General features: G+C 72.3%; 11 protein-coding genes and 2 pseudogenes. 2 read left to right on the top strand and 11 right to left on the bottom strand.

The window, feature by feature from the left end:
- Positions 1-91 precede the first annotated feature (91 nt).
- Together SNR22_RS12150 and SNR22_RS12145 are read right to left on the bottom strand one after the other, a co-directional pair.
- Entirely contained in the window at positions 92-2,479 is a 2,388-nt protein-coding gene (locus SNR22_RS12150) for a ComEC/Rec2 family competence protein (RefSeq protein ID WP_320066634.1), read from the bottom strand.
- Between the two features lie 29 nt (positions 2,480-2,508).
- A complete protein-coding gene (locus SNR22_RS12145) occupies positions 2,509-3,285 on the bottom strand; it encodes a helix-hairpin-helix domain-containing protein (RefSeq protein WP_320066885.1) in 777 nt (258 codons plus the stop codon).
- Positions 3,286-3,856: 571 nt separating this feature from the next.
- Here SNR22_RS12145 and SNR22_RS12140 point away from each other — a divergent pair.
- Positions 3,857-4,391 (top strand): annotated as a pseudogene (locus tag SNR22_RS12140) (IS5/IS1182 family transposase); the annotation flags it as partial.
- Positions 4,392-4,556: 165 nt separating this feature from the next.
- On the opposite strand, the pseudogene SNR22_RS12135 reads toward SNR22_RS12140, so the two are convergent.
- The 9 genes and pseudogenes from SNR22_RS12135 to pepN all read right to left on the bottom strand — a co-directional run.
- Positions 4,557-5,474, bottom strand: a pseudogene (locus tag SNR22_RS12135) (ISAs1 family transposase); the annotation flags it as partial.
- Between the two features lie 443 nt (positions 5,475-5,917).
- Positions 5,918-6,529 carry a hypothetical protein gene (locus SNR22_RS12130; RefSeq protein ID WP_320066632.1) on the bottom strand — a complete coding sequence of 204 codons (612 nt, stop codon included), beginning with the start codon at positions 6,527-6,529 and terminating at the stop codon, positions 5,918-5,920.
- Between the two features lie 20 nt (positions 6,530-6,549).
- Entirely contained in the window at positions 6,550-6,885 is a 336-nt protein-coding gene (locus tag SNR22_RS12125) for a hypothetical protein (RefSeq protein WP_320066631.1), read from the bottom strand.
- A gap of 230 nt (positions 6,886-7,115) precedes the next feature.
- Positions 7,116-8,009 (bottom strand): SGNH/GDSL hydrolase family protein, encoded by an 894-nt coding sequence (locus SNR22_RS12120; RefSeq protein WP_320066630.1) that lies wholly within the window; start codon positions 8,007-8,009, stop codon positions 7,116-7,118.
- Between the two features lie 227 nt (positions 8,010-8,236).
- On the bottom strand, positions 8,237-9,118 hold the full coding sequence (locus SNR22_RS12115; RefSeq protein ID WP_320066629.1) for a DegV family protein: 882 nt from the start codon (positions 9,116-9,118) through the stop codon (positions 8,237-8,239).
- Between the two features lie 47 nt (positions 9,119-9,165).
- Positions 9,166-9,795 carry a histidine phosphatase family protein gene (locus SNR22_RS12110; protein WP_320066628.1) on the bottom strand — a complete coding sequence of 210 codons (630 nt, stop codon included), beginning with the start codon at positions 9,793-9,795 and terminating at the stop codon, positions 9,166-9,168.
- Complete coding sequence (gene rsfS / locus SNR22_RS12105) at positions 9,792-10,202, bottom strand: ribosome silencing factor (protein WP_320066627.1); 411 nt, start codon at positions 10,200-10,202, stop codon at positions 9,792-9,794. The genes SNR22_RS12110 and rsfS overlap by 4 nt, the downstream gene beginning before the upstream one ends.
- Positions 10,203-10,312: 110 nt before the next feature.
- Positions 10,313-10,909, bottom strand: coding sequence for a nicotinate-nucleotide adenylyltransferase (nadD, locus tag SNR22_RS12100; protein WP_320066626.1), 597 nt, complete (start codon positions 10,907-10,909; stop codon positions 10,313-10,315).
- A 66-nt stretch (positions 10,910-10,975) separates the two neighbouring features.
- The gene (gene pepN, locus SNR22_RS12095) at positions 10,976-13,492 is read right to left on the bottom strand and encodes an aminopeptidase N (RefSeq protein WP_320066625.1); all 2,517 of its coding nucleotides are present in this window, start codon (positions 13,490-13,492) and stop codon (positions 10,976-10,978) included.
- A 67-nt stretch (positions 13,493-13,559) separates the two neighbouring features.
- Between pepN and SNR22_RS12090 the strand changes: the two genes are divergently transcribed.
- Positions 13,560-13,778 (top strand): DUF397 domain-containing protein, encoded by a 219-nt coding sequence (locus SNR22_RS12090; protein WP_320066624.1) that lies wholly within the window; start codon positions 13,560-13,562, stop codon positions 13,776-13,778.
- The last annotated feature ends 19 nt before the right edge of the window (positions 13,779-13,797 follow it).

Below are 13,797 nucleotides of genomic sequence, written 5' to 3'. Positions count from 1 at the left end.
CGTCGGGGCATCGGACGGCGGAGCCCGCACTCAGCGCAAATCAAGACATTTGCCCACCTCCTTCGCCAATGCTGCCAATGCCAATCGATTATCATGATTGCCGCCCCGGCGGAACGCCCCGCGCGACCACCGCCATGCCGGTCCGCCCGAGGACCACCGCCACATCGCCGTCGGTGTCCGTACGCAGCACCCGCGTTCCGCCCCGGGCGATCCGGGCGAGCACGGCGGCGTTCGGGTGCCCGTACGAGTTACCGACGCCGACCGGCACCAGCGCGACCCTCGGCCGGACCGCGTCCAGGAACGCCGGGTCCTGGTACGCCGACCCGTGGTGGGCGACCTTCAGCACGTCGGCGCGTATCCCGCCCGGTGGGGGCCGGTCGAGCAGCGCCCGTTGCTCCTCGGTCTCGGCGTCCCCGGCCAGCAGCATCCGCACCCCGGCCACCGTGGCCCGCAGCACCAGCGAGTTGTTGTTGGGGTCGGAGCGGGTTCCCCGCAGCGGGTACGGCGGACCGAGCGCCACCAGCTCCAGCCCGCCGTCCCGGTACGCCCACCCCGCAGTCGCCGCAGCCAGCACCGCCCCGCCGGCCGTGGCGGCGGAGCGCACCAGGTCCCGCCCGGCCGCGGGCTCGGCCCACTGCGGCGTGCGTACCGCCGCCACCCGACGCCCCCGGAAGATCCCGGCGACCCCGCCGATGTGGTCGATGTGGAAGTGGCTGAAGATCAGCACGGGGATCTCCCGTACGCCGAGCCGCCGCAGGCAGCCGTCCACCGCCGCCGGGTCCGGGCCGGCGTCGACCACCACGGCCCGGCCGGCGGCCACCGGCAACACCAGGGCGTCGCCCTGGCCCACCGCGCACGCCACCACCACCCAGCCGGGCGGCGGCCAGCCGCCGGCCACCAGCCGGACCGGCAGGGTCCCGGCGATCGCGGCGACCGCGACCACCGCCACGAGCCGGCGCACCAGCGGCCGGCGGGTGGCGATCAGCAACGCCACGGTCAGCCCGGCCAGCAGCATCGCCCCCGGCGCCCCGCCCGGCCAGGGCAGGGTGCCCGCCGGCAGCCGCGCCCCGTGCCGGGCCACGGTGACCAGCCACCAGGCCGGCCAGCTCGCCAGCCAGGCCACGAACTCCGCCCCCGCCGGCCAGGCCGGGGAGAGCACCGCCGCCGCCACCCCGAGCACCGTGGCGGGCGCGATCGCCGGCACCACCAACAGGTTCGCCGGCACCGCCACCAGGCTCACCGTGCCGGAGATCCCGGCGACCACCGGACCGCAGGCGAGCTGCGCGGCGGCCGGCACGGCCAACGCCTCGGCGAACCCGGGCGGCACCCCTCGCCGCCGCAGCCCGTCGCGCCACCCGGGGGCGAGCAGCAGCAGACCGGCGGTGGCCAGCACCGACAGCGCGAACCCCGGATCGCCGGCCAGATCCGGATCGAACAGCACCAGCCCGGCCACCCCCGCGGCGAGCGCCGGCAGGGCCGCCCGGGGCCGGCCGGTGGCCAGCGCCGCGAGGCCGATCGCGCCCATGGTGGCGGCGCGCACCACGCTCGGCGAGGGGCGGACCAGGATCACGAAGCCCACCAGTGCCAACCCGCACAGCCCGGCGGCCGCCCACGGACCGGCCCGGGACCAGCGGGCCAGCAGCAGCACCGCCCCGACGACAATCGCCACGTTCGAGCCGGACACGGCGTTCAAATGGGTCATCCCGGTTGCCCGGAAGTCCTCCTCGACCGTCGGCGGAAGCCGACTGGTGTCGCCGACGACGAGGCCGGGCAGCAGCCCGCCCTGCTCGTCGGGGAGCGGTTCACAGGCCCGTTGCAGGCCGGCGCGGAGCACACCGGCGGCCCGCTGCGACCACGTCGGCTGACCATGCCGCGTCGGCGGCCCACGTACGGTGAGCACCGCAGCGGTCAGGTCACCGCCGCGCGGCGCACCCAGCCGGCCCTCGGCGGTGAGCCGCTGCCCGGGGAGCAGACCCCGCCACCCGGGGTCGGTGGCGAGCACCAGGACCCGCACCGGGGCGACGACCCGCGTGCCGTTCGGGCCGGTCAGGGCCACGAGGTCGGCCCGGACCAGCAGGGTGGCCGGCCGGCCCGCGACACCACGGACCGGGCGTGGATCGTCCCGGACCACCAGCTCGGCGTCGACCGTGGCCCGGTCGTCGACGAGGGACCGGACGGCGGGGGCGTCCCGCACCACGAGCCGGGCGGCGGTCGCCGACGCGCCGCAGACCACACCGAGCAGTACGGCCACCGCGATCCACCCGTACCGGCGAACGAAGAGCGCCGGGCGGCCCAGCACACCGAGCAGGTACGCGACGGTGCACGCGGCCAGCCCGGCGGCACCGGCGGCGAGCAGCACCGTCGGGCGGGGACCAAGGTGCAGACCGGCCAACGCGGTCAGCCAGGCGGCCACGGCAAGCCCGGCCAACCGCAGGTCGGGTACGCCTCCCCCACCGCCCCCGGGGTCCTCCTCCCCCATCGCGCCATCGTCCGGCCCGGCCGGGCCGCTCACACCGTCACCAGTTCCTTGAGCTGCTCGTACCGGGCGTCGCCGATGCCCTCCACCTGGCGCAGGTCGCCCACCGAGCGGAACCCGCCCTTGCGGTCGCGGTGGTCCAGGATGCGCTGGGCGAGCACCGGGCCCACCCCGGGCAGCGTGTCGAGCTGGGCGAGCGTGGCCGTGTTCAGGTTGACCAGGCCACCGGCGGCCGGCGAATTCGCGCCGGGAACGGCGGTGCCGGGCTGGCCCGCCGGGGCAGCCACGCCGACCAGGATCAGCTCCCCGTCGGTGACCTTGCGGGCCGGGTTCAGCAGCGCGACGTCCACACCGGGCAGCGCGCCGCCGGCCGCCCGCACCGCGTCGGCGACCCGGGCACCGGCCGGCAGCCGGACGAGCCCCGGGCGGCGTACCTTGCCGGCGACCGCCACCACCAGCTCGCCGCCCGGCGTCGGCCCGGCGGCCGGCGGCTGCGCCTCCCCCGGCGCCTCGGCGCCCGAGGCGGCGGACGGTGCGGCCCCGACGGGTTCGGCCTGCGGCCGGGACTGCCATGCCCAGAGGGCCGCGCCGAGCACCACCGCGACGGCGACCGCCGCCAGCGCCCGCACGCCGCGCCGCCCGGGGTCGAACGCGCCGGGACCCGGCAGCCGGGACGGCCGCGCCTCGGCCGTCGGCTCGTCGGACGTCGGCTCGTCCCCGGGCCCGCCGGGAAAGTTCAGGCCGACGGCAGAGAGACCCGCCGCCGACGCCGCGGGCTCCGGGCCACCCACGGCGAGCGGGTTGGCCAGCGGCTGCGGTCTGGGCCCCGGGCCGCCGGCCGCCGGCGGGTGCGCGGGCCCGGGTTCAGGGCGTCGGCGCGACCCCAGGCCCGCCCGACCCGGCCATGGCACCGGCCGCTCTGCCGGCGGGCCGCCGTCCGGCGCCCACCGGTCCTCCGGCGCACGCACCGCCGGCCGCTCGGCCGACCGGTCGCCCGCCGACACTGGCCGGATCTCGGGCGGCACCGCAGAAGCAACCCCGCCACCGGCCGGCCTCGCCGGGAAAGCCTCCCCGGCCGGCGGCAGGTCGTCGGAAGGCGCCGGCTCGGCCGCCAGCCAGCGCAACCGCCGCCGTACGACCGTCTCCTCGTCGTCTGACACGGGGCGAGGCTAGGTCGGCGGGCGGACGCCGTGCGGCCTTGTCGTCGTCGCCTGTGGACAACCGGCCTACTTGTGGACAACCGCCTGATCATGCCCGTGGTGTGCTAAGAGCGACCGGCGGTAGGCAACGATTCGGACAGACGGCTGGTCGGGAGTAGCAAACAGGCACGGGATCCATCGATCATGGAGTTCTCTACGCTCAGTGATCGACAGGAGTCCCGTGCCTGCCCTGCCATCATCGCTGTTGAACCCCGTCTGGGTCGAGTTCGCCGCGCTACTTCCCCAGCGGCCGGAGTTCGACCCGGCCCATCCGGGGCTGCCACCGCCGCCGTATCCCCGACCGCGTCGTGTTCGAGCACGTCATCGACGCTCTGGTCCACGGCTCAGGCTACGAACGCATCGCCAGCACCCGGTGCTCGGACCGCACCATCCACCGCCGACTCAAGGACTGGGCTGTGGCCGGGATCGGCGAGAAGGTCCACGCGTTGGCCCTAACCGCCTACGACCAGATGATCGGCCTGTCGTTGCAGGACCTCAGCGTGGATGGCGCGATCACCAAGGCGCCCTGCGGCGGCGAGCGGGCCGGCCGCTCGCCGGTCGACCGAGGCAAGGGCGGCTTGAAGCGCCCCACCGAGGTCGAGGGCGACGGCATCCCTCTGGCCGTGGTGTCCACGCCGGCCAACCGGCATGACTCGCCGCTGCTCCGTCCGACCTGCGAAGCGGCGGCGACGCAGGTCGGGCCGATGCCCGACCAGGGTTCAGGCAAGGTAGCCATACGCCCGTTTTTAGGTGATCCCGAGTAGTTGTAGGGGTCGGTGTGGGTTTCCGCTGTTGCGGCGTAGGGCTTTCGCGATGGTGGTGATGCCGGCCAGGCGGAGCAGGCTGATCGCGGTGTTGCCCAGGGTGGCCATGGCGCGGGGTGCGTTGCCGGTGCGCAGGCGGCTGGCGTCTTCGGCGTAGGTGGTGTCGCGGATATGGTGCAGGATCTCGATGGCCCAGTGTCCGCGGAGAGCGTCGGCTAGGCCTGCCGGGCTGGCCTGGCCGGCGGTCAGGTTGGTGATCGCGTGGACGGTGACGGTGGACCAGCGGCCGGTGGGCAGATTCAGTCGGCGACGTCGGATTCGTAGTGCTTGCACGGCGTGTGGGAAGTCGAGGGCGAGTGCTCCGGTGCAGGTGACTGCTTGCAGGCGGCGGATGTCGTAGCGGCCGTGTCCGCGACTGCTGGTCTCGCCCTGGACCGGGATCTTCGCCCAGGGCAGGGTTTTGAGCTGCCGATACAGACGCGGCTGGTTGCGCTTCACGGTGAACACGTAACCGGCCTGCTTGGTCTCGGTCAGCCAGCGGGCGTGCTCGCGTCGGGTGTGTAAGGCGTCTGCGGTGACGAGCACCGCGGTCAGGTCGAGGGGGTCCAGCAGCGGCTGGAAGCGGGTCAGCTCGTTGGTCTTGCCGTCAACGTCGACCTGGCCGAGGACGGTCCCGGTGTGCTGGTCCAGCGCTGCGAGGAGATGGACCTGTTCACCGGCATGGCCGCTGCCCCGCAGCGTCTTGCCGTCCACGCTGTACACCCGCCGGCCCGTGGTCGTCGCCGGCCGCGAGGCGAGGATCCACCGGCCGACCGTGTCGTCCAACGCGTCGGTGTCGACACCGGCCAGGATCCTGCGGAAGGTGGACTCGTCCGGCGCCCGGTACACCCCGGTGAACGGGTCCCGCCATGCGCCGAGCCCGGCGAGGACCTGCTGCGGGGCGTCGTTCGCCCACTCGGCGACCGCCGCCGCCGACCTGGCACCGGCCAGCACCGCCGCGACCGCGACCGCCAGGACTCCCGCGAGGGGATACACCACACCCCCCGGGTCCCGCCGATCCGGCACGGCCGTCAACGCCTCGACAAGACTCGTCCGGCGCAAGGCAGGCAGCGACACTCCAACATGATCCGCGTGCACGGCCAGCACACCGATCAGCGATGATGTTCCCAACGGGCGCGGTCCTCGGATGATCTTTCGGCTTCGACACCTGAATGATCACCGAAAAGCCGCGCCCGGCCTCATATCACCATGATCAGGAGCGTCCGCCCCGAAACACTCACGACGGGCATATCGCTACCTTGCCTGAGCCCTGATGCAGAAGCCCCGCCAGACATTACCTGACGGGGCCTCAAACTTGCAGAGGCATGCTATTGCGCGGATTCAGCAACTGGGCCGATTGTGGAACTCGACAAGGAGGCTCAGTCCCCATGATGCCGACGAAGAATCCCGCCGAAGTTCCGGCGAGACGCTTTATTACGTCACGGCCGACTAACGTCCGGAGGTCCATAAGTGGCGGTCAGGGTTGCGGCGTACCCGTCAGGGACGGTCCGATCCGCGAAGGTCAGCGGGAGATACGAATCCAGTGCGCCTGACGCCTCCAGGAAAGGCCCGAACTGTGCACGCCATTCATTCCGTGCGGCTGCGTTCGGGAAACCCCGGAAAACTGCAACCTCCGGATCCCTTTCGCCCCAGCATCCCCATCTTCCGGACGGTCCGGTAACAGCGATAACGTTAGCAGAGATCGCGATCGACCCCATGATGTCGCCGTTCGGCTCGTGACCGATCACCGCCCAATAGTCGTCCACCTCGGCTTCGACGGACAACGACATCGCAGGGTACATCTGATACTCCGGAAAGTAGAAGGAATCGCAATCCGGCTCCAGAACCAGCAGTTCGACGTGCCCGTCGCCATGCCATCGGGCTATCGCGCAAAGCGCCAGCCAAAATTCCGGCGTGAGGACCGCATCGAACTCACAGAACAACGAGTCCTTTACATCTTCTTTGAAGACCTGTTCAGGCAACCTGGCATCAAGAAAGAAGGTGGCTGCACTACGGGATCGAACATCCAGGTAGCCATTGCGATCAAGCACGATTGGACCCGCCCCTGCCACTACTCATCACCAAGCCTGATCTTGATATCGGCCTTCTTGGACCCCGCCTTGTAGTAGTCCGCCGTCCACCCCTCGTGGCTGTTGGCCTTCCCTCGAAGAAAATACCTTGCCCCATCCTTCTCATACATAATGTTCGGACCCTTGTCGGTGCGGACCCATCCATTTGCCTCAAGATTCCTCCCGAAGGCCACGGGACCCACGTCCGTAGATTTGTTGAGCATGCGGGCGCCGGGTGCAGTGATGTCCTCATATTTGGATGCGGCCGGGCAGTTGGTGTTGTGAACCAGGACCGTCGTGTTGCCGGCTACCACATGGACGACGGACCACCCAGCCACGCGGACCTGTTCCTGGCGGCCGGCGGAGCGTGGAGCAGCACCGCGACGGCCAACGGTGCGGATCGTGCACCGGGCCCGGCGGGTGCCGCCAGTGCGCTGGGCGGAGGATCACCTAGCCGGCTGGATGGCCGAGCGGCACGGCACCGACGTGCTGGCTTGGTGGCGGGAGGCACGCCACCGGGGCGGCGGCCCCACCGGCGGGGTCTGTACCCGCCGGTGGGGAGGATAAGTCAGCTGTTCAGCTTGGCCAGCAGCGCGTTGGCCATGCCTTGCTGGCCCTTGGCGTTGGGGTGGAACGGGGCAGCGGCATTCTGCGGGATCAGCCCTTCGACCCACCGGGTGCTGCGGCTCTTGCACGTGTCGTAGCCGACGGACGGGGTGTAGACGTCGGCGTAGGTGGCGTTGTTCGCGGCCGCGGTCCTGGCGAGCATCGAGTTGAGGGACTTTTCGATACCGCGCAGGTACGGCACGTCCTGGTAGGCGATCGGAACCAACGGCCAGCAGCCGTTGCCGCTGTCCGGCAGGATCGCCGGGTATCCGAGCACCACGACCCGCGCATTCGGGGCCGCCCGGTGGACCGCCTGGAGCACGGCGGTCACCTTCGGTGCCGTGGCGGTGATCCTGGCCTGCAACTGGTCGACTCCCCCGGCGGTGTAGCTCTTCTTGCAGGGCGAGCCGAGCGGGCTACTCAGGCTCGCCTCCGCGCAGTCGGTGATGATGCCGGAGAAGCCGATGTCGTTGCCACCGATCTGCACGGTGACCAGCGCCGTGTTCGCGGTGACGGCGCTGAGCTGTGCAGGCACCGCGATGCCCAGCACGCCCTCACCGGCGTTGAGGATGTCGTCGGTGGTGGCGCCGGAGCAGCTCACGTCGACGAACGACGACGATCCGGCGGAGGCGGCGACCAGCGACGAGAAGTTGCGGTTCGACCGCAGGCAGTTCAGGTCGACCTGGGTGGGGATCAGCGAACCGGCGGCGTACGAGTCGCCAAGCGCCACGTAACGGCCGGTGGGCACGGCAGCGCTGGCCGGTACGCCGGAGGCGAGCAGCACACCGGCGGTAGCCACGGCGAACGCGGCCAGGCGGCCAGCCGCCCGGAGGAACGGCAGGATGGGACGGGTCATGGCATCTCCCAGAGGGGGGATCATGGTGGGTGCCGTGATTCTGTCCGCGCCGTCGCCATACGTCAATATCGACGGCGATTACTGCCTGCAAATCGCGTGGAATCCGGGCAGGTCGTGACCACCTGCTGGCCACCGGGCGTCGTCCTGGCCCGGCATCAACGCCCCGCCGCCGGTCACGACGAACGAACCCGGGCCGGCCGGGCAGCGTGGGGCGTCGGAGAGAGGCATCAGCGGGCCGCCCGCTCGTCGGTGTCGGCTACGCCGGGGCGGCGGTGCACGACGACGCTGGCCAGCCCGGGGCCGGCGTGGGCGGCGACCACCGCGCCGGCCTCCGTCACGTACGACGAGCGCAGCCGGTCGCCGAGCCGCGCGGTGAGCGCGGCGAGGAGCTGCTCGGCGCGCTGCGGAGCGGCCAGATGGTGCACGGCGAGGTCCACGTCGGCGTCGCCGGCGGCCTCGACCGCCAGGTCGACCAGGCGGGCCACCCCCCGGCTGGCGGTGCGCACCTTGTCCCGGACCACGATCGCCCCGTCCGGCATGTGCATGATCGGCTTCACCGACAGGGCCGTGCCGAAGAGCGCCTCGGCGGCTCCGATCCGGCCGCCCCGGCGCAGGAACTCCAACGTGTCGACGTAGAAGAAGATGCTGGTGCGGTCGATGGCGTCGAGCGCCGCCCGGCGTACCCCCGGCAGGTCGGCACCCCCGGCGGCGGCCTCGGCGGCGGCGAGCGCCGGGAAGCCGAGTCCCATGCCGGCGGAGCGGCTGTCAACGACCGTGACCCGGTCGCCGACCTCGGCGGCGGCCAGGCGGGCCGCCTCCACCGTTCCGGAGAGTTCGGCCGACAGGTGCACCGACACCACGCCGTCCGCGCCGGCGTCGAGCAGCCGACGGTACGTCCCGGCGAACTGCTCCGGTGCGGGCCGGGAGGTGCTGACCGAGACGCGGCGGCCGCCCAGCGCCCGGGTGGCGTCCGCCGGGAAGGTCTCGACGCCCTCCAGGCCCTCCGCGCCGTTGAGCACCACGGTCAGCGGGACGACGGTGAGCCGGTGCGCCCGCACCAGCTCGGAGGGAAGGTAGGCGGTGGAGTCGGTGACGACCGCGACGGGCATGTCGGCACGGTAGCCGATGTTGACCCCCGGCCGCCCGCGCCTGTGGGTCAGACTGCCTCGTTCGCCGCCTGGCCGGTGATCGGGCCGACATTGTGCGCCCGCAGGTGCCAGCCCCGAAGCTCGTTGTCGCGCAGTTCGGTCCAGTGGCAGTTGCGCAGCGCGCCGATGGTCCGCAGCACGGTGTGGTCCCAGCCGAGCAGGTAGCCGCAGCCCTGTCGGGCCCCGCCGCCGTGGGTGGCCACCACGATGGTGCCGCCGGGCACTGCGGCGACCGCGTCCTGGAGGGCGGTGCCGACCCGTTTACCGAGGTCGTCAAGGCCTTCGATGCCCGCGCCCGGGTCGGGGTCGCCGGCCCGCCAGCGGGCGAACTCGTCGGGGTACCGCTCGGCCGCCTCGGTGAGCGCGAGCCCCTGCCAGCTGCCGAAGTGCCGCTCACGCAGCCGGGCGTCCGCGCGCACCGGCAGCCCGGTGAGCGCGGCCAGGGCGGCTGCGGTGTCGGCGGCGCGGCTCAGGTCGCTGGCCACGATCGCGTCGGGGCGCAGCGCCGCGAGCAGCGGCGCCGCTGCCCGCGCCTGTTCCCGGCCGAGATCGTTCAGCGGCACGTCGGTCTGGCCCTGCACCCGGTTGGCGGCGTTCCAGTCGGTGTTGCCGTGCCGCCAGACGATCAGTCGGGTCATTCCGCGTCGGGGGTGCCGACGGTGGCCTCGGCGGCGACCAGGTCCCGGTCGACGAACTGGACCTGCGGGCAGTCCTTCCAGAGCCGGTCGAGGCCGTAGAACTCCCGCTCCTCGGTGTGCTGGACGTGCACCACCATGTCGAGGTAGTCGAGGAGCACCCACCGGCCACCCCGCTCGCCCTCGCGGCGGACCGGCTTGGCCTTCTCCGGCAACTCGAGCAGCCGCTCCTCGATCGCGTCGACGATGGCGGCCACCTGACGCTCGCTGGGGGCGGAGGCGACCAGGAAGGCGTCGGTGATGGCGAGCTGTTCACCGACATCGATGATGACGATGTCCTCTGCCTTTTTGTCGGCCGCAGCCTGGGCGGCAACCATCGCCAGCTCGTAAGCGCGTTCGGAAACTGACACCGTTCTCCTTCGATCAACCATGCGACCGTCCAAGCGTCTCACACCCGACGACGTGACGACTTGTCAGTTCTGGTCGATTTTCAGGACGGACAGGCGTATATCAGGCACGGTCACTGCTGATAGAGCCGCCGTTTTGCGATGTACTGCACCACACCGTCGGGCACGAGGTACCACACTGGTTCCCCCCGGGCCACCCGCGCCCGGCAGTCCGTCGAGGAGATCGCCATCGCGGGCACCTGCACCAGGCTGACCGTGTCGGCGGGGAGGTGCTTGTCGGTCAGTTCGAACCCGGGGCGGGTGACCCCGATGAAGTGGGACAGCTCGAAGATCTCGTCCAGGTTCTTCCAGGACAGGATGCGCTCCAACGCGTCCGCCCCGGTGATGAAGTAGAGCTGCACCTTCGGGCCGTACTCCGCGTGCAGGTCGCGCAGCGTGTCGACGGTGTACGTCGGGCCGCCCCGGTCGATGTCCACCCGGCTGACCTGGAACCGGGGGTTGGAGGCGGTGGCGATCACCGTCATCAGGTAACGGTCCTCCGCCGGGGTGACCGGCTGGTCGGCCTTCTGCCACGGTTGCCCGGTCGGCACGAAGACGACCTCGTCCAGCCCGAACCGGTCCGCGACCTCGCTGGCCGCGACCAGGTGGCCGTGGTGGATCGGATCGAACGTGCCGCCCATGATGCCGACCCGCCGGAAGTCTTCCTGCATCCGGAGATCGTAGGCCCGTGCCGCGCACCGGCGGTTTCGGCCCTGGTCGGCGTCCGCACCGCCGGGTCAGGCCGCCGCCGCGGCGACGGCCGTGCGGGCGACCAGGGCCCGACGCAGGTCGTCGTCCAGGTCGATGAGGACCCGCCGCAGGCCGGGAGCGAGGTCGTCGCGGGCCAGCAGCGCTGCGGCCAGATCCCGGGTGGGCTGCGACACGGCGTAGCGGGGGAAGGCGTCCTTCGCGATCTGCTCGGCGGCCCAGGGGGTACGCAGCATCGACGCCGCCGGCATCTCCGCGAAGTACCGCGGCACGTACGACGCGGTCAGCTCGACCTGCTCGGGCTGCCAGAACCCCCGGGCGGCGGCCTCGACGAGCCGGTTGGACAGTTCGGTGTTGTGCACGACGATCTCCCACGCCGCCGCCTTGGCCTTCGGGTCGGGCAGCGCGGCCCGGCACCGGGCGGCCCGCTCGGCGCCGGCGGCGCTCGGGTCGGCCGCCGCCTCGGTGCTGATCTCGTCCTCCCCGACCGCGCCGAGCACCACCAGCCGGCCGAGCAATGACCAGCGCAGCTCGGTGTCGACGGCCAGCCCGTCGGGGACGCCCCGCCCGGCCAGCCACCCGGCCAGCAGGTCGACGTCGGTGCTCGCGCCGATCAGGGCCCGGGCGGCGGCGAGCTGTCGGGACCCGCCCGGCCCGGCGGCGGCCAGCATCCGCTGGCAGGCCCCGGCGAGCCGGAGCAGTGCCGCCTCCCGGGCCAGGGGGTCGAGGTGCTGGTCGACCAGCGGTCGGACCGCCCGCAGCACGTCCTCGACAATGATCACCTCGGTCTCGGCGGGCAGCGCGGCGACGATCAGCCCGACCAGCCCGGCGACCGGCCGCTCCCCGTCGGTGGCCGCGTCCAGCGCCTCGCTCCAGAGCAGGGCCCGGGCCAGTGGGTCGGCCAGGGTCGGCAGCACCAGCGCGACGGCGTCCGCCGAGGAGGGGTCGAGGCGGATCTTGGCAAAGGTGAGGTCGCCGGCGTTGGGCAGCAGCAACTGGGCGGCCGGCTCCCCGACCAGCCCGGCGAGGAGCGTCCGTCCTCCGTCGGCGTCCGGGTCGAGGTCGACCTCGTCGTGGGTGACCACGCCGTCGGCGGCGTACCGGTCGACCCCGATGCGGTGCGGGCGGAGCACGGGGTGGGCGGCGGGGGCCGTCTGCACGATCGCCACCTCGGCGTACCGGCCGTCGGCGTCGACGCCCACCTCGGCCCGCAGGGTGTTCACCTGGGCCCGGCGCAGCCAGCGCTCCGCCCAGTCGGACAGGTCCCGGCCGCTGGCGGCGGAGAGGGCGCCCAACAGGTCGGCGAGGGTGGCGTTGCCGAACCGGTGCGCCGCGAAGTGCGCGTTCAGCCCGGCCAGGAACGCCTCGTCGCCCACCCATGCGACGAGTTGACGCAGCACGCTGGCGCCCTTGGCGTAGGAGATGCCGTCGAAGTTGAGCAGCGCGAGGGCCGCGTCGGCGACCTCCTCGGGCGCCACCGGGTGGGTCGACGGGCGCTGGTCGGCCGCGTACCCCCAGCCCTTGCGGCGCAGCGCGAAGGTGGTCCACGCCCGGTCGAACCGGGTCGCCTCGGCGGTGACCCGGGTGCCCAGGTACTCGGCGAACGACTCGTTCAGCCACAGGTCGTCCCACCAGCGCATGGTGACCAGGTCGCCGAACCACATGTGGGCCATCTCGTGGGCGATGGTGGTGGCCCGCAGCTCGCGCTCGGGTTCGGTGACCGCCGAGCGGAAGACGAGGTCGTCGCGGAAGGTGACCAGGCCCGGGTTCTCCATCGCACCGGCGTTGAACTCCGGCACGAACGCCTGGTCGTACTTGCCGAACGGGTAGCGCTCGGCGAACAGCTCATGGAACCGGTCCAGGCACTGCCGGGTGACGGTGAAGATCTCGTCGGCGTCGGCGTCCAGGTGCTCCGCCAGCGACCGCCGGCACCAGATGCCCAGCGGGATGCCGTCGTGCTCGGCCCGACGCACGTGCCACGGCCCGGCGATCAGCGTGACGAAGTACGACGCCAGCGGTGCCGTCGGGGCGAATTCCCAGCGCCCGGGCCTGGGGGTGGCGGCCAGCTCGCCGTTGGCCGCGACGGTCCACTCCGCCGGGGCGGTGACGGCGAGGGTGACCGGGGCCTTCAGGTCGGGCTGGTCGAAGGCGGCGAAGATGCGCTGGGCGTTGTCCAGGAAGGACATGGCGTACAAGTAGGTCTCGCCGTCGGCGGGGTCGACGAACCGGTGCAGCCCCTCGCCCGTGTTCGAGTACGCCATCTCGGCCTCGACGACCAGCGTGTTGACCTCGCCGAGCCCGGTCAACGGGAGCCGGTTGCCCGCCAGGGAACCGGGGTCGAGATCCCGGTCGTTCAGGCGTACCGCCCGCAGTCTGGCGGGGGTGACCTCGACGAACGTCTCCGCCCCGGTGGTCGCCCGGAAGCGGATGGTGGTGTGCGAGCGGAACCGCTCGCCGCCTCCGGTCAGGTCGAGGTCCACCTGGTAGGACTCGACGGTAATCAACGCGCCACGCGCGGTCGCCTCTACACGGCTCAGGCTCGGCATCCGCTTATCCTGCCCGATGGGGAACCACACTCGCTTCCCATCACGCTTCGCAATGGAGGAACCAACAATGGGTCAGCACCCCAAGGGCGACTTCGACCTGTCCAGGGCGGTCTGGCAACGGGCCGAGGGCGACACCTCGGACAGCGCGGTCGAGGTGGCCTTCGTCGACGACCTGATCGGCATGCGTAACTCGGCCGAGCCGGAGGGCCCGGTGCTCGTCTTCAACCAGGCCGAGTGGGACGCCTTCGTCGCCGGCGCCCAGGACGGCGAGTTCGACCTGGACTGAGCCGGCACGCACCCGCCGA

The sequence above is a fragment of the Micromonospora sp. RTGN7 genome (genome assembly GCF_033804645.1).
In the GTDB taxonomy this organism is placed as follows: Bacteria; Actinomycetota; Actinomycetes; order Mycobacteriales; family Micromonosporaceae; genus Micromonospora.
The sequence above is the reverse complement of the archived record's forward strand: the minus strand, read 5'-3'. Positions and strand labels throughout refer to the sequence as shown.